This window comes from Vibrio syngnathi (assembly GCF_002119525.1).
Taxonomy (GTDB): domain Bacteria; phylum Pseudomonadota; class Gammaproteobacteria; order Enterobacterales; family Vibrionaceae; genus Vibrio; species Vibrio syngnathi.
On sequence record NZ_CP017916.1, the window covers coordinates 2,549,099 to 2,566,467 of the forward strand.

13 protein-coding genes are annotated in these 17,369 nt (G+C 45.1%); 3 read left to right on the forward strand and 10 right to left on the reverse strand.

Features of this window, described 5'->3' with window-relative positions; genetic code table 11:
* Positions 1–17 precede the first annotated feature (17 nt).
* The gene (purL, locus tag K08M4_RS11630; RefSeq protein ID WP_086049965.1) at positions 18–3,929 is read right to left on the reverse strand and encodes a phosphoribosylformylglycinamidine synthase; all 3,912 of its coding nucleotides are present in this window, start codon (positions 3,927–3,929) and stop codon (positions 18–20) included.
* A gap of 329 nt (positions 3,930–4,258) precedes the next feature.
* Here purL and mltF point away from each other — a divergent pair, with 329 nt between their 5' ends.
* On the forward strand, positions 4,259–5,827 hold the full coding sequence (gene mltF / locus K08M4_RS11635; RefSeq protein WP_086049966.1) for a membrane-bound lytic murein transglycosylase MltF: 1,569 nt from the start codon (positions 4,259–4,261) through the stop codon (positions 5,825–5,827).
* A gap of 292 nt (positions 5,828–6,119) precedes the next feature.
* A complete protein-coding gene (locus K08M4_RS22420; protein ID WP_017106613.1) occupies positions 6,120–6,254 on the forward strand; it encodes a hypothetical protein in 135 nt (44 codons plus the stop codon).
* 58 nt (positions 6,255–6,312) lie between these two features.
* Here K08M4_RS22420 and tadA read toward each other — a convergent pair whose 3' ends face one another.
* The 7 genes from tadA to K08M4_RS11670 all read right to left on the reverse strand — a co-directional run bounded on the left by tadA (position 6,313) and on the right by K08M4_RS11670 (position 13,281).
* Positions 6,313–6,951 carry a tRNA adenosine(34) deaminase TadA gene (gene tadA, locus K08M4_RS11640; RefSeq protein WP_086049967.1) on the reverse strand — a complete coding sequence of 213 codons (639 nt, stop codon included), beginning with the start codon at positions 6,949–6,951 and terminating at the stop codon, positions 6,313–6,315.
* Positions 6,952–7,027: 76 nt separating this feature from the next.
* Positions 7,028–8,317, reverse strand: a complete 1,290-nt coding sequence (locus tag K08M4_RS11645; RefSeq protein ID WP_086049968.1) for a hemolysin family protein — start codon at positions 8,315–8,317, stop codon at positions 7,028–7,030.
* Positions 8,318–8,555: 238 nt separating this feature from the next.
* Entirely contained in the window at positions 8,556–10,118 is a 1,563-nt protein-coding gene (locus K08M4_RS11650) for an AbgT family transporter (protein ID WP_086049969.1), read from the reverse strand.
* A gap of 297 nt (positions 10,119–10,415) precedes the next feature.
* A complete protein-coding gene (locus tag K08M4_RS11655) occupies positions 10,416–10,865 on the reverse strand; it encodes a type IV pilus modification PilV family protein (protein ID WP_086049970.1) in 450 nt (149 codons plus the stop codon).
* The gene (locus K08M4_RS11660) at positions 10,855–12,165 is read right to left on the reverse strand and encodes a hypothetical protein (protein WP_086049971.1); all 1,311 of its coding nucleotides are present in this window, start codon (positions 12,163–12,165) and stop codon (positions 10,855–10,857) included. The genes K08M4_RS11655 and K08M4_RS11660 overlap by 11 nt, the downstream gene beginning before the upstream one ends.
* Positions 12,162–12,794, reverse strand: a complete 633-nt coding sequence (locus K08M4_RS11665; RefSeq protein ID WP_086049972.1) for a PilW family protein — start codon at positions 12,792–12,794, stop codon at positions 12,162–12,164. Before K08M4_RS11665 ends, K08M4_RS11660 begins: the two co-directional genes overlap by 4 nt.
* A complete protein-coding gene (locus K08M4_RS11670; protein ID WP_009848334.1) occupies positions 12,775–13,281 on the reverse strand; it encodes a GspH/FimT family pseudopilin in 507 nt (168 codons plus the stop codon). Before K08M4_RS11670 ends, K08M4_RS11665 begins: the two co-directional genes overlap by 20 nt.
* A gap of 51 nt (positions 13,282–13,332) precedes the next feature.
* Between K08M4_RS11670 and K08M4_RS11675 the strand changes: the two genes are divergently transcribed.
* Complete coding sequence (locus K08M4_RS11675) at positions 13,333–13,815, forward strand: type IV pilin protein (RefSeq protein ID WP_086049973.1); 483 nt, start codon at positions 13,333–13,335, stop codon at positions 13,813–13,815.
* 142 nt (positions 13,816–13,957) lie between these two features.
* Here the strand turns inward: K08M4_RS11675 and dnaJ are convergent, their stop codons facing one another.
* Both dnaJ and dnaK read right to left on the reverse strand, forming a co-directional pair.
* Positions 13,958–15,106, reverse strand: a complete 1,149-nt coding sequence (gene dnaJ / locus K08M4_RS11680; RefSeq protein ID WP_086049974.1) for a molecular chaperone DnaJ — start codon at positions 15,104–15,106, stop codon at positions 13,958–13,960.
* A gap of 287 nt (positions 15,107–15,393) precedes the next feature.
* On the reverse strand, positions 15,394–17,307 hold the full coding sequence (dnaK, locus tag K08M4_RS11685) for a molecular chaperone DnaK (RefSeq protein ID WP_086049975.1): 1,914 nt from the start codon (positions 17,305–17,307) through the stop codon (positions 15,394–15,396).
* Positions 17,308–17,369: the final 62 nt, after the last annotated feature.

Genomic DNA, 17,369 nt, shown 5'->3' on the forward strand with positions numbered 1-17,369 from the left:
CGGTTTTGTGTACCAGATTAACCCACATTCTTACGTGCATTTTGGAACATACGCATCCAAGCACCATTCTCGCCCCAACCTTCTGGAGACCAAGAGTTAGCAACCGTACGGAATACACGCTCTGGGTGAGGCATCATGATAGTCACACGGCCATCCGTCGTTGTTAAACCAGTGATAGCGTTTGGCGAACCGTTCGGGTTATTCGGGTATTGCTGCGTTTGGTTACCGTTGTTATCAACGTAACGTAGAGCAACCGTACCTGAATTTTCAATCGCGTTTAGGTGGTCGTTGTCACGCACTTCTACGCGGCCTTCACCGTGAGAAACTGCGATTGGCATACGAGAGCCTTCCATGCCGTTGAAGAATACAGAGTCTGACTTCTGAACTTCTACTAAGCTGAAACGAGCTTCAAAACGCTCAGATTCGTTACGTACGAAACGTGGCCAGTACTCAGCGCCCGGAATCAGTTCACGTAGGTTAGACAGCATCTGACAACCGTTACACACACCGAGAGAGAAGGTATCTTCACGCTTGAAGAAGTTTTCAAACTGGTCACGAGTAGAGTCGTTAAACAGAACCGACTTAGCCCAACCTTCACCAGCGCCTAGTACGTCACCGTAAGAGAAGCCACCACAAGCCACAAGGCCGTTGTACTCTTCTAGTACCGCTTGACCCGTTAGGATGTCGCTCATGTGAATATCAGTTGCTTCGAAGCCTGCACGGTCAAATGCGGCTGCCATTTCAACGTGAGAGTTAACACCTTGCTCACGTAGAATTGCCATCTTAGGCTTAGCGCCCGTGTTGATGTAAGGAGCAGCAATGTCTTCATTTACGTCGAAGCTTAGTTTCACGTTCAGACCTGGGTCTGAGTTATCTTTCTTCGCTTCGTGCTCTTGGTCTGCACAGATAGGGTTATCACGTAGACCTTGCATCTTGTGCGTCGTCTCAGCCCAGATAGTACGTAGTTCAGTACGGTTACGTTCAATCACTACAGACTCACCAGACTTAATCACTAGCTCATCAGATGCTTCAACAGAACCAATTACGTGTGAACACGCTTCTAGACCATTTGCTGCAAGAGTAGAAAGAACTGCGTCTAGGTCGTCGTTACGAACTTGGATTACCGCACCTAGCTCTTCGTTAAATAGTGCAGCTAGTGTGTCTTCACCTAAAGCTTCAATGTTTGCATTAACACCACAGTGACCTGCGAACGCCATTTCAGCTAGCGTTACGAACAGACCGCCATCGCCTTTATCGTGGTAAGCGACAACTTGGTCGTTTGCTACAAGTGCTTGAACGCCTTCGTAGAAACCTTTTAGTTGCGCTGCATTGTCTACGTCTGCTGGCTTGTCACCAAGCTGCTTGTAAACCTGTGCAAGTGCTGTTGCACCCATGCGGTTTTTGCCATTACCTAGGTCGATAAGCACTAGTGAAGTGTCGCCTAGTCCTTCAAGGTTATCAGGGGTGCGAAGCTGAGGCGTAATTGTCTTACGAACATCTTCAACACGTGCAAATGCAGTGATAACAAGAGATAGCGGAGACGTTACTTCTTTCTGCTCGCCGTTCTCTTCCCACTTAGTCTTCATCGACATTGAGTCTTTACCCACAGGGATAGTTAGACCCAGTGCCGGACATAGCTCTTCACCCACGGCTTTAACCGCTTCGTAAAGACCTGCATCTTCACCTGGGTGACCTGCTGGAGACATCCAGTTAGCCGACAGTTTAATGTGTTTGATATCGCCGATGTTGGTCGCTGCAATGTTAGTGATCGCTTCACCAACCGCTAAACGAGCTGATGCGCCGAAGTCTAGTAGAGCAACTGGCGTACGCTCACCAAGAGACATCGCCTCACCATGGTAAGAGTCGTAGCTTGCTGCTGTTACTGCGCAGTTAGCAACTGGAACCTGCCATGGGCCAACCATTTGGTCACGAGCTACAAGGCCTGTTACCGAGCGGTCACCGATAGTGATAAGGAATGTTTTCTCCGCCACTGTTGGTAGGCGAAGAATACGGTCAACCGCTTCGTTTAGTTCGATACCAGAACGGTCAATCGCTGGGTTGTTTGCTTTTAGCGTTTTCGCGTCACGGTGCATCTTAGGTGTTTTACCTAATAGGATGTCCATTGGCATATCGATTGGCGTGTTGTCGAAGTGAGAATCTTCTAGTTTAAGATCTCGTTCTTCAGTTGCTTTACCAACCACTGCGTAAGGTGCGCGTTCACGCTTACAAATCGCGTCGAATGTTGCCATGTCTTTATCAGCAACCGCCATAACGTAACGCTCTTGAGATTCGTTACACCAGATCTCAAGTGGGCTCATGCCCGGCTCATCGTTTGGCACGTCACGTAGGTTAAAGATACCGCCACGCTCGCCGTCGTCTACTAGTTCAGGAAGTGCATTCGAGATGCCGCCCGCGCCCACATCGTGGATAAATGCGATTGGGTTCGCATCACCAAGCTGCCAACAACGGTCGATAACTTCCTGACAACGACGTTCCATCTCTGGGTTTTCACGTTGTACAGAAGCAAAATCTAAGTCTTCAGAAGAAGAACCAGAATCCATTGAAGATGCAGCACCGCCACCAAGGCCGATGTTCATTGCTGGACCGCCAAGAACGATCAGGCTTGCACCTACTGGGATCTCTTTCTTCTGAACGTGATCATCACGAATGTTACCAAGACCACCAGCTAGCATGATTGGTTTGTGGTAACCACGTACTTCTTCACCTGCGTGAGAGTTTACTTTCTCTTCGTAAGTACGGAAGTAACCTAGTAGGTTTGGACGACCAAATTCGTTGTTGAATGCTGCGCCACCAAGAGGGCCTTCAAGCATGATATCCAAAGCAGTAACGATACGGCTCGGCTTACCAAAGTCAGTTTCCCAAGGTTGAACGAAGTTCGGAATTTTCAGGTTAGATACAGAGAATGCAACAAGGCCTGCTTTTGGCTTACCGCCAATACCCGTTGCGCCTTCATCGCGGATTTCGCCGCCTGAACCTGTTGATGCACCCGGCCATGGAGAGATTGCCGTTGGGTGGTTGTGCGTTTCAACTTTCATCAAGATGTGTGTTTTTTCTTGGTGGTAGTTGTACTGGCGAGTTTCTGGATCTGGGAAGAAACGACCCACTTCAGAACCTGTCATTACCGCTGCGTTATCTTTATAAGCAGACAGAACGTGCTCTGGTGTCGTTTCAAAGGTGTTCTTAATCATCTTGAACAATGATTTTTCTTGCTTAACGCCATCGATAGTCCAATCAGCGTTGAAGATCTTGTGACGACAGTGCTCTGAGTTCGCTTGTGCAAACATCATTAGTTCGATGTCAGTCGGGTTACGACCTAGCTTTTCAGTGAAGCTTTCAAGAAGGTAATCAATCTCATCTTCTGCAAGTGCAAGACCTAGGGTAACGTTTGCTTTTTCAAGCGCTTTACGTCCGCCAGTTAATAGGTCAACTTCCGCATAAGGAGCAGGCTCAGCAACGGTAAATAGTGCTGCTGCCGATTCGAAGTCAGTGAAAACCACTTCCATCATACGGTCGTGCAGAATTGCTTTCAGCTCAACAAGTTGAAGCTCAGAAAGTTCAGCAGAGGTTTCAATGTAGAAAGCAGTACCGCGCTCTAGACGTGACACTTTAGCCAGTCCGCAGTTGTGTGCGATATCTGTTGATTTTGATGACCAAGGCGAGATAGTGCCCGGGCGTGGCGTTGCAAGCAGCAGTAAACCTTCAGGTTCATGCTCTTCAATCGTTGGACCGTAAGTCAGTAGCTTTTCTAGCTTCTCAACTTCAGACTCATCTAGGTCTGCCGTTAGATCAGCAAAGTGGGCAAACTCAGCGTAAATACCTGTTACAGGTAAGCTTAATTCACGACAAAGCTCTAAAAGCTTGTTAACACGAAACTCAGATAGAGCTGGGGAGCCACGCAAAATTCTCATGTGCTTACGTCTCTTATGCAGTTGATTAAGGTAGTATTGGAATAAATTCAGTGGGTTATAGGAACAACCTAACTGTTTTCTTCGAAGCTATTCCCGAAGGTTGCCAAACCTATGCCGATTCCACCTCTTCAATGCGAGCGCATTATAAAGCATTTCTTTTTGTGACGTAACACCAAAAGCAACCGTTTGCGTGATTTTTTTTATCTTTCTCTGTAAATGGTACTTTTGCTGCATTTATCAGCACTTTTACAACTGTTTAAATAAACCTGCTTTGCCAGCCTTGCGGGGTTTGGTATAAAGGGGCTTCCACTTTTCGAGATTTCATTTTGATGCCTAAATTTACGCTCATCTTTTCGTCTAAGTTCCTTCTGCTTGCCATTGCCCTAATTGGGTTGGCTGGATGCCAGATTGAGTCAGAACCTAAAAGTGTCCTTGAGCAGATACGAGAGCGAGGCGTTCTTCGCGTCGGCACCCTAAATAACCAACTCTCTTATTACATTGGTCCCGATGGCCCTGCTGGTTTGGATTACGAGTTAGCTCGTGAATTTGCGCAGGAGCTTGGTGTACAGCTTGAGATTAAACCCGCTTACCGTTTATCCGGCCTCTTTCCAGCCTTAAAGAAAGGCGAGATCGATCTTATCGCGACAGGGTTAACGCAAAACAATAACCTGACACGCGCTTATCGCGCCGCGCCCGCCTATTACTATGTAAGCCAGCAAGTGGTGTATAAAAAAGGCCAGTGGCGCCCAAGAAACCTTCAACAACTGATCAAGTTCGAGAATAAGCGTCAAGCTGATTTCGTAAAAGCACAAACTGAATCAGAAGAGCCGGCATCTACCGAAACATTGACGCCATCTTTGGTGGTAGTGAAGGACTCACATTTTGAGCCAACGCTAAAACAGATCCAGAACAAGCACGATGACTTTATCTACGATGCAATAGGTAATGCTGACATCAATGACCTGCTAAAAGAAGTGTCGACTGGTGAACGCTTGTTTACGGTAGCAGACTCGATTGAGTTGTCACTCGCACAGCGTTTGTACCCAGACGTCGCTTTGGCATTTGAGCTGACAGAAGACCAACCTATCTCTTGGTATTTACAGAAGTCTGAAGATGAAAGCCTTTATGCATTACTGATTGAGTTCTTTGGTAACCTAAAACAGTCTGGTGAACTGGCTTCACTGGAAGAAAAATACATCGGCCATATCGGCACTTTTGATTACGTTGATACTCGTGCATTTATCCGCGCATTGGATAGCAAGCTGCCAAAATGGTCGCCGCTATTTCAGAAATATTCTCAAGAATTTGACTGGCGCTTGATTGCCGCTTTAGCATACCAAGAGTCACACTGGAATCCTGTCGCACGCTCTCCAACCGGTGTTCGAGGCATGATGATGTTGACGCTACCAACCGCGAAGAGCGTTGGTGTAACCAATCGTCTCGATCCGAAACAGTCGGTACAAGGCGGTGTTGAATATTTACGTCGTATCGTGAATCGAGTTCCAGACTCTATTACCCAACATGAAAAGATCTGGTTTGCTCTCGCCTCATATAACGTAGGTTATGGTCACATGATGGATGCACGTCGCTTAACCAAAGCACAAGGCGGTGATCCTGATGCTTGGGGTGATGTGAAAGACAGGCTTCCTCTGCTAAGACAGAAGAAGTACTACAGCAAAACTCGTTACGGGTATGCGCGTGGTGATGAAGCAAGGGATTACGTTGAGAACATTCGCCGTTATTATCAGAGCATTATTGGCCATGTAAATAAGCGTAATAAAGAGGAAGAAGCGAGCCTTGAAGATTTGGTAGTTATCCCACCTCTAGAGGTTTCAGATGCTGAATCAACAATCAGTGAGGCTGAATCCGCAGTGAACGACGCTGAGTCTTCCAAATAAAAGAAAAAGAGCAATGCCATTTAGCATTGCTCTTTTTTATTACATCACGATAAATGACCAAAACAAACAAAACGCCTGCGATATCCAGTGTGTCATATTGCAGTAACAATCGAACTTTATAACGTCACACCATAAGCGACATAATGCTCAGTTGCATTTAGCTCTTAGCCATCACGATAGTGGTTCAGAAAGCCAACGCTAAGTTCGTGGCAAAGCTTATAAACAAATAACCACTATAATTAAAACTGAAGTCATAATTACAAAGCCAGACGACAAATAGGAAATCGTTGAAATGATGAAGAACAAACTGAAATCGAAACGCCTTGATAAGACCGTTGCTGCCAACCGTCGTAAGCGTATGCTTTCAAATAATAAGAAGAAAATCATTTGGCGCAACCGTGCTTTCATGCAGATACTTTCTGAGTAAATATACCGAGTAAGCTTTCTGCAGCACTCTTGCGATAGAGAGTGCCGAAAGCTTGCTGCTATTTTTTGTTACAGACCTTGTTCTTGTTGCTGACCTTATTCTTGTTACTTGCCTTATCGGATTCTAAACGCTGCTCTTCCAACAGACGGTCTTGCTTTCGCTTTTCTTTTATCTCTTTTCTACGACGCTTGAAAAAAGCTTGCAGTTGCTCACGGCACTCTTGTTCTAACAAACCATTTTCCACGTCTGCATAGTGGTATGAGGCTTGGCTTTCAAAGAGATTTAACACCGTACCTGCTGCACCCGCTTTTAAGTCAGGAGCCCCAAACACAATGCGCTTTACTCGGCTATGTAACAAAGCCCCTGCACACATTGGGCAAGGCTCGAGCGTTACGTATAAAGTGGTATCGAGTAGACGGTAGTTTTCCAGAGCTTGACCTGCTTTACGCAAGGTTTCGATTTCTGCATGTGCGGTTGCATCGTGGCAGCCAATCGAACGGTTCCAACCTTCAGAAATAATCTCCCCCTCTTTTACCAACACAGCACCAACGGGAACCTCTCCCTCTTTCTCTGCTTGCTTAGCAACCTCGATGGCACGTCGCATGAAGATTTCATCTTGAGGGGTGAATTGATGGTCTGACAAAGGGAACTCCAGAAAACAAAGGATAAGAACAAAAAAAGGTATGCGGGGAAGCATACCTAATCTTCGTGATAATGAACAATAAAGAGATAAGAGACAATGAACAATAGCCGCTTACTGATTAGGCGGTTCGCTAGTTATTGGGGCCTTCTATGTCATCGACTATTTGCGTCGCTTTGATACTCACAATGCGATTGTTCTCAACAGAGATAACTTCAAACTGCCACTGCTGGTATTGAACAATTTCACCTGCATCAGGTAAGCGCCCTATTAACCAAGTCACTAGGCCATTCAATGTTTGGAAGCTCTCACTTTCCCCCTCAAAATCCGACAGCTCTAAGCGGTTTTTCAGTTCACTGATAGGAATCAATCCATCCACCAGCAATCCATCTTCCACTTGCTCTGTCCAAAGGTCTTTCGGGTTATTTGATAGTTCGCCCGCAATCGCCTCTAGGATATCGTAATGAGTAACAAGGCCTTGAACATCGCCATATTCATCAACAATGAATGCCATCTCTGTACCCGACTCTTTAAAATAACCAAGCAAACGTAAAGCCTTCATCGATTCAGGAACATAGATCGGAGAGCGAGATAGCCCCATGAACACTTGAATATTTAAATTGCCCGCCTGATTCAATAAGGCTTTGGCTGACACCGTACCGACCACTTTATTGAGGTGATCTTGGCACAATGGAAACACACTATGCTTTGAACTACGCAGCTTTTTTAATATCTGCTCAACCGGTTGGCTAATATCCAGAAAGTCGACGTCTCGACGTGGCGTCATCAACGAGCTCACCAGACGGTCATCAAGCTGTAAGATATTGCGAATCATCTCTTGCTCGCCACGTTCAATCACACCAGATTCCGAGCCTTCTTTCACGAGTGCATGAATATCATCTTCAGTCACACTGTCTTCTTCGCCACCACGTCCCATTAACTTGAGAATACCTTCCGTAGAAGCCGACAACGCAAACACAAACGGCGTCGCAATTTTAGATAACCAGAAGATAGGCAGCGCGACTAGCACAGCAATGTTTTCAGCTTGAGATTGAGCAAAACGTTTTGGCACTAGCTCACCTACAACAATCGCGAAGTAAGTAATACCCACAACGACTACCGTGGTAGACAATACATTCGCTTGTGTTGGATCGAATCCCCACAGCTCAAGTTGAACCGCGAGTGGAGCTGATAACGTAGCTTCACCGACAATACCGCTGAGTAGGCCGATTACCGTAATACCGATTTGAATAGTTGAAAGGAAGCGAGTTGGATTTTCTTTGAGTTCAAGTGCAATCTGAGCGGAGCGATGTTTTTCGGCTAAGCGTTTCAGCCGACTATTTTTTGCTGCTACCAGTGCAATCTCTGACATGGCAAACAGACCATTTAAAACAATTAACCCTACTAAAAGCAGAATCTTCATGTGGATTGGATTTCCTAATTTTACCGGCCAACAATTAGCCGTGATCCGGAGTATAAGCTGAGTGCGTTTATTGTGAATATAAAAAACTTTGAATATAAAAAGCTTTGGATATAGAAAGTTTTGGATATAGAAATCTTGGATATAAAAAAACGGAAAAAGATGGCGAAAAAAAAGCCCGCACATTTCGGTGCGGGCTTCGATGATTTTATCTTACTAACTTTTGCTTCTATTACTTATCTTACATTGTGTAAGTGTAAGGAGCTTGAATACCTAGCGGGATACCAAGAGCCCAGTAACCTAGCAAGAAGATAGACCAACCGATTAGCATAGCAATCGAGAATGGCATCATTAGAGAAGCTAGAGTACCAATACCTGTCGACTTAACGTAGCGTTGACAGTAAACAACAACCAGTGGGAAGAACACCATCAGTGGAGAGATGATGTTAGACACTGAATCGCCTACACGGTAAGCCGCTTGAGATAGCTCAGGAGAGATACCCACAACCATTAACATAGGAACTAAGATAGGACCAATCAGTGCCCACTTAGCTGAAGCAGAACCTACAAGAAGGTTAACTGCAGCCGTTAATAGAATCATACCAACAACCGTTGCTTCACCTGGAAGGTCCATCGCTTTCAAGCCTTCAGCACCGTAAAGTGCCAGCATCGTACCAATGTTTGATTGAGCGAATGCAGATAGGAACTGAGCACAAAAGAACGACATTACAATGTATGCGCCCATCGTTGCCATTGTCTCAGACATCGCTTTGATAACATCGTTACTATTCTTGAATGTACCCGCTACACGGCCGTAGACGATACCCGGAATAATAAACAGGATGAAGATCAGAGGAACGATAGACTTCATTACTGGTGCTGAGAACGCCGTTAGTTCGCCTTCTGGTGAACGAAGTGCTGAGTTTTCAGGCATTAGAGCCGCGATAAGCAGACCAATACCTGCAACCATTGCCCAACCAGCGAATTTGAATGCTTTAGATTCAATCGCTGTGAACGTACCTAGATCAGGTGCTTGTTCAGCATCTTCATCTACTGGAGTTTTGGCAAGACGAGGTTCAATGATCTTCTCTGTCACGTACCAACCGATACCAACGATTAGAACTGAAGATAGACCAGTAAAGAAGATGTTCGCTAGAGGGTTAACCACGTATGCAGGGTCAAGAACGTTTGCCGCTGTTTGAGTGAAACCTGCTAATAGCGGATCAATACCTGAAGGAATGAAGTTCGCTGAGAAACCACCTGATACACCAGCAAACGCTGCTGCAATACCCGCTAGAGGGTGACGACCCGCAGCGTGGAAGATGATACCGCCAAGAGGGATTACTAGAACGTAACCTGCATCAGCTGCTGTGTGAGACACGATAGCAACCAAGATTAACATTGGCGTTAGTAGCTTAGCTGGCGTGAAGTTAAGCATCTTCTTAAGGCCAGTCGTAATGAAGCCTGAAGAGTCAGCAACGCCAACACCTAGCATAGCAACAAGTACGATGCCTAGAGGGGCGAAGCCTGTGAACGTGGTAACCATATTCGCGAGGAAGCTAGCAAGCGCTTCACCAGTGAGTAGGTTGTTAACTTCTAGAGCAGCACCCGTTTGAGGGTTGATTAGGTCGAATGAAAGGTTCGACAAAAGTGCAGATGCTACCCATACAATAACTAGAGCCCAGAAGAACAGGATCGCTGGATCTGGAATTTTGTTGCCGGCGCGTTCAATGAAGTTTAGAAAGCGGTCCATACCACTGATCTTCTCAGTCGATGGTGCTTTTTTTACGGCTTGGTTACTCATTGTAACTCCATATGTGATGTTGTTTGTTTAGGCCTAATATAAGTTTTGACCATGGCCTATTGGTGCAGCACATATTCTATTAAAGTCGCTGTTAAAAAGCACAAGGTTCCACATCATTTTCCATAAATGGAGACATATTTTGCAAAAATACTGTACAACAGCAACAATATAAAAACACAAAAAACACCATTCCATATACAGAGTTTTAACTGGCACGTAAACAATGTCCGAGGAGTGACAAACTATCAGAAGGGAGAAGCGTAGGGCTTGGCATGCAGTAAACGTTTGCTTAATAGATCAATCAAACTCACTGTATTTGGAGAGCATAGTTTCGAGGTAAATGCTTTGTGCACGGTTCATGCGATCTTGCCATGCAACAGTCACCGTAATGTTTTTCAAAGCATGAGACAAGGCACCACTGGCATTTGTCACTTCACAGGTCATCGTATACCCAGAGCCTGACAAACCAGATAAAGGATCCGAACTTGTCGCATTGCGACAGTGGTCCGCCTGATTGAGATCCGTAAAAAGGATTAATCCTACAGATCCCCCCACATCCGACACACGAGTTCGATAATACTCCATCTGCCTTTCAGCAAAGTGAAGCGCTTCTACACTGTGCAGCGCGTAATCCGACTTTTGCTCTGCATAGACCTGCAGTTTAACCAGCCCTAGCGAAGCAATACCGATCAATAGGAAAGAGATCAGGACCTCTATCAAGCTAAAACCTGAATTTTTATAAGTCATTCCATGATCCCTTTTTCCATTTGGCTTTCAAAGGAACACCATGGGGGTTGTATTCCCCTGTGTAATCTAAGTTTATCGAACCTTGAATTGTCGATAGCCCGCCAACTGAATCAAAGAACATTCCTCCCTTGGGGAAAAAAGAAGCAAATCCAATATAAACCGAATTGCTCTGCACTAAGCCGGCGATAGGTATCGTATTTGGAACTTTGGTCCATAAGCCGCTCAACAGATCCGTATCAACATCAGGAGAGGCTGGCTCATCGTATATGCTCATATCATTTAGGTGATAAAAGGATCCATCAAACACACTTGCATTACCGTTCGCAACGATGCCATCTTGAATCACCAGTGAACGTGGCGTAATAACTCCGGGGATAGGTTCTACCACATTAATTGGTGGGTGATAAACCACGCAATCACCTATCACCCATACCTTATCTTTACCACTAGCAAAGGCATTATTAATCGCTTGGCTACACTTATTTCCTTGATACTTTCCATTGACCAAATCAGTATGTTTGGGGGGAGATACCGTCCTGTCAATAAGGTCTATCACATGATAATCACCCTTAATCTGGTCAATATTCTCTGGCGTTTTAGGTACCCCAAAGTAATTAGAGAAAGTATCGATGGCTGGGTCAAACTTGAAATCTGATTGAAAAGCATTTGAAGGCAATGACCCAACGGAATCAATAGTTGCATTGCGGTTAATATCGGTTGTCGGTTGGCAAGACTCAAAGGTAGGGAAAGGAGGGAGACCGCCCGTAGGTGTGATTGTCTTTAAACGCCCGCCGCCTTGGTTTTTATAGATCACACTATCTAAGAACCGAACAGACACACATTCGTTAATACCACCGACCGCTGTAAGACTAATATCAGGGGTGATATCGATATTGTGATCAGAAATAAACTCCAAACTCGAATTGGTTTGCATCGCCCCTAGCCCCGACGAATTGTTAAAGCTTATCTCTTTGCTCAAAGATAAAGAGTGTGCACCCGACACCAGTATATTCGGCGTTAGGTTATCTGAGTTCAATGTAAGGACTTTCGACTGCTGACAGTGATTCATTAAATCATTGGGAATAGCCGTGAGATCATTTTCAGCTATATAGGTAAAACCACACTCCAATCCAGCCTCGGCGTTCCAATGAGCTTTACGGGCTTGAACTTCATTTTGCGCGACCTTAATTTGATGAAAAACACTGCGATAGGTACCCAAAGTAACAATTAAAGCACTCAACACTAAAACAGATGTGATTAACAACGTAGCCACTCCAGATTGCTGCTTTACCGAGGTCATTGCCAATTCCTTTGCTTAATGGTTATAGCGACGCCTTTAGAGATCCCTGCACTCGGAATTGAAGCAACAATATTCAGATCAGTGAGCGTAGTGCTCACCCCATTTTTGCTCAACACTTGCGAGGATATTGATAAATCGTCGACGGAGATAATGCTATCGTCAAAAAGTGAGTAGCATGAGGTAACTTGATCATGAGCTAAAATGTTCCTTGGAGTAAGAACGCCCTTTTCACAAATTTTCAATCGAGTCCCCTCCTTTTTATACACGATATTCCTGTAGTTTTTTCCGTCAGTTGATCCCTCTTTGAAATAGACGAACCCCACCTCAACACCACCGCTAACATTAATAGTGTTAGCGGCACCTAACAGCTTCAGGGATTCACCATTTGAACCATCGTAGCCTGCTCGTTGAATATCTTCTTTCATTACCTGCATGGTGCTCGTAAGGTTTTGCAACAGCAATAATTCAATACCTTTATCTTTGGCTATTCTGTGTCCCGTAATAAATACGCTGCCGATAATAGCAATCGCGAATACACCAATAACGGAGGCGACCATCAGTTCAATGAGTGATGCGCCCTTTTGCTTTCGCAAGCTTCTGCTGCCAGGCTTAGCAAGCATAGTAGCCATACTGAGCGCCTGATTCGCCGCACACTTTAATTCGCCCCGGAGGGCTGGATAGTTTAATCAAAAGCCGGTCGGTTGAAGCTCTTTTTGGAGCCAGGTAAATCGTACCTCTCGCCGGCCTTCCTCTTACACTTTCAAAGCTGATTTTTGAGCCTGTATAGTTATGAGAAAACGATAAATCTCGAAACGGTTCTCCCGACAACATCAGCAATGTATCACCAGACAGATCTTCCGTAGGCTTCAACCATACTGTCCACTCCCCCGTAGATTGCTCTTCATTTTTAGCCGTCGAGAAATGTACCCAGAGTTTTTGATTTCTTTTCACAGACTCAGACTTTGCCTGTACTAAGAAACCATTCAACTCCCCAGCAACGCGCTGTATCTTGACTGTTTGGGTGACTGAACTAAAACTCGGAGCAGCCGTCGCTACCAATATCGACAGTATCGACACCGTTATTAACAGCTCTAATAAAGTAAACCCGCGAGTCATTTCCCAAATTCCTATGTAATCAGGTGCGTAAGCATATTTAATCTTGCACCGATGCTACCACCCGAGAAAAATGGACAGGGTTATGAAAGGAAACTACTCGTGAAGATTCGAATAAAAAGATGTAACAACAACAATTTAAGTATGAAAGGAATGACACTGATCGAATTATTGATCGCTGTTGCCATTGTAGGAGTACTCAGTGCAATAGCTTATCCAAGCTACACAAGCCATGTTTTAAAATCGCATCGGATGACAGCGATAGGAGATATGGCAAAAATTCAACTTGAACTTGAGAGTGCTTACGCCGGAAATTATGCCACGGCTGCTGGAAACATAGTTTCTGGAGGGACGTGCTCGTTTTGCGATACCGATACAAGCAGGTACACACTAACAATTTCGGCTAGCAGTACCTCATACTCCATTCAAGCAGAGCCACACGCACCACAGACAAATGATGACTGCTTAGGCTCACCGACTGATATTCTGGAGTTACATCACTCAGGTGTTTCAGAGCCTCAAGCGTGTTGGAAGTAATGTAGAAATCAGGAGCCCCGTAAAATCTGAAGCCAAAGGTTTAACATCACTTTGAAAACACTATCTTCAGACACAAAAAAACCTGCTACATGAGCAGGTTTTATTTTTATTAGTAACTTAAGCTACCAAATCACTGAACTGATTACTTAGTTAGGTCATCAAAGAAGTTTTTCACGCCGCTGAAGAAACCTTCAGATTTTGGCTTATGCTTGCTTGCAGCTTCACCACAACATGTTTCTTCAAATTCACGTAGTAGTTCTTTTTGACGAGAGCTTAGCTTAACCGGAGTTTCAACCACTAGTTTAACGATTAGGTCACCCACACCGCCGCCACGAACGCCTTTCACGCCTTTGCCACGCATACGGAACATACGGCCCGTTTGTGTTTCTTCTGGCACTTTAAGGTTTACACGGCCATCGAGTGTTGGAACTTCAACTTCACCACCTAAAGCAGCCATAGAGAAGCTTACTGGCACTTCGCAGTAAAGGTTGTTGCCGTCACGCTCAAAGATATTGTGCTCTTTTACGTGAACTTGTACGTACAAGTCGCCAGCTGGAGCGCCGTGCTCTCCTGCTTCGCCTTCGCCAGATAGACGAATGCGATCACCAGTATCAACACCTGCAGGGATCTTAACGTTAAGCGTTTTCGTCTTCTGTTTGCGACCTTGACCATGACATGAGTTACATGGGTCTTTGATGATCTTGCCTTTACCATTACAAGTAGGACAAGTCTGTTGAACCGCAAAGAAACCTTGGCGCATTTGTACTTGGCCGTGGCCATGACAAGTGCCACACGTTTGTGCAGAAGAACCCGCTTTCGCGCCGCTACCATCACAAATATCACACTCAACAAGTGTTGGTACTTCGATTTCTTTAGAAACACCACGAACCGCTTCTTCTAGAGAAAGCTCCATGTTGTAACGTAAATCTGAACCACGTTGTGCACGCGCTTGACCACCACCACGACGACCGCCGCCGAAGATATCGCCAAATACGTCACCGAAAATATCGCCGAAATCACCTTGACCACCGCCGCCGAAACCGCCGCCGCCGCCCATACCGCCTTGTTCAAAAGCGGCATGACCGTATTGGTCATAAGCTGCTTTCTTTTGTGGATCGGTCAGGATCTCGTACGCTACTTTTACTTCTTTAAACTTCTCTGGCGCAGTATCGTCACCTTGGTTACGATCCGGGTGAAACTTCATCGCTAAGCGTTTGTACGCTTTTTTAATATCGCGCTCTGATGCATCGCGGCTTACGCCTAATACTTCGTAAAAATCACGTTTTGACATGTTCTAGGTCACCAAAATAATTGCTACTACCGAATGATCACTTCAGTAGTCTGTGTATCAATCTAGATAAAAGTTCTGTCGGCTGAAATACCGAATAAAGCTATTATCTAGATAGACAAGTCTAAATACAAATTTACGGGCGTGAGAGTTACCTCTGACGCCCGTATTAATAAGTCTTTGAGACAATGAATTTCTAAGCAGATAGCTTGAGTTCTAGGAGGAAGCGCGGAGCCTACGCTAGTAGGTGAGCACTTCCGACAACGAAATCAGGCTACTCTGCGACGAAATTATTTTTTATCGTCTTTAACTTCTTCAAACTCTGCGTCTACCACATCGTCGTCTTGCTTAGGTTGTTCACCAGCGTCAGCACCAGCTTGTTCAGCTTGAGCTTTCTGTTGAGCAATTTCCATTAGCTTTTGAGCTGCTTGCATAAGTTCTTGAACTTTAGCGTCGATAGCTTCTTTGTCGTCACCAGACTTAACTGATTCTAGAGCTTCGATAGCTGCTTCGATTTTAGCTTTCTCGTCTGCAGGTAGAGCTTCACCAGCTTCTTCTACTTGCTTCTTAGTGCCGTGAATCATTTGGTCAGCTTGGTTACGTGCAGTTACTAGCTCTTCGAACTTCTTGTCAGCTTCTTTGTTAGCTTCAGCTTCTTGAACCATTGCTTCGATCTCTTCCTCAGACAAACCGCCTGATGCTTGGATAGTGATCTTCTGCTCTTTACCTGTCGCTTTATCTTTAGCAGATACGTTCAGGATACCATCAGCATCTAGGTCGAATGTTACTTCAACTTGTGGCATGCCACGTGGTGCTGGTTGGATACCTTCTAGGTTGAACTGACCAAGAGACTTGTTGTAAGTCGCTTGCTTACGCTCACCTTGAAGAACGTGGATAGTTACTGCGCTTTGGTTGTCTTCAGCTGTAGAGAACACTTGATCCGCTTTAGTAGGGATAGTTGTGTTTTTCTCGATAAGCTTAGTCATTACGCCGCCCATCGTTTCGATACCGAAAGATAGAGGAGTAACGTCTAGAAGAAGAACGTCTTTAACTTCACCAGCTAGTACACCACCTTGAACAGCAGCACCCATTGCAACAGCTTCGTCAGGGTTCACGTCTTTACGTGGCTCTTTACCGAAGAATTCAGTTACTTTAGCTTGAACCATAGGCATACGAGTCTGACCACCAACTAGGATAACGTCAGTGATTTCGCCTACAGATAGGTCAGCATCTGCTAGAGCTACTTTTAGTGGCTCTAGAGAACGTTGAACTAAGTCTTCAACTAGAGACTCAAGCTTCGCACGAGTCACTTTGATGTTCATGTGCTTAGGACCAGTTGCATCAGCAGTAACGTAAGGTAGGTTTACGTCAGTTTGAGTAGTAGAAGAAAGCTCGATTTTTGCTTTTTCTGCTGCTTCTTTAACACGCTGCATTGCTAGTGGATCAGATTTAAGGTTGATACCTTGCTCTTTCTTGAACTCATCTACTAGGTAGTTGATCATGCGGTTATCGAAATCTTCACCACCAAGGTGAGTATCACCGTTAGTTGAAAGAACTTCGAAAGTCTTCTCGCCTTCTACTTCATCGATTTCGATGATAGAGATATCGAATGTACCACCACCAAGGTCGTATACAGCGATAGTGCGATCACCACCTTGCTTGTCTAGGCCGTAAGCCAGAGCAGCAGCAGTAGGTTCGTTGATAATACGTTTAACATCTAGACCAGCGATACGACCAGCATCTTTCGTTGCTTGACGTTGAGCATCGTTGAAGTAAGCAGGAACAGTTACAACTGCACCAGTTACTTCTTCACCTAGGAAGTCTTCAGCTGTTTTCTTCATTTTCTTAAGAACTTCAGCAGATACTTGAGGAGCAGCCATTTTTTGGCCTTGCGCTTCAACCCATGCATCACCGTTGTCAGCCTTAACAATGTTGAAAGGCATGATTTCGATATCGCGTTGAACTTCTTCATCTTCAAAACGACGACCGATTAGACGCTTAATAGCGAACAGTGTGTTTTGAGGGTTAGTAACAGCTTGACGTTTTGCAGGTTGACCAACTAGCGTCTCGCCTTCAGTGTATGCGATTACCGATGCTGTTGTGCGTTCGCCTTCAGCATTCTCTAGTACGCGTGGTTTGTCGCCGTCAAGAACAGCAACACAAGAGTTAGTAGTACCTAAATCAATACCAATGATTTTACCCATCAGGCCATCTCCGAATATATATTATTTAGTTTTTTGCTATACCCACATATGTGGGGGTGGTA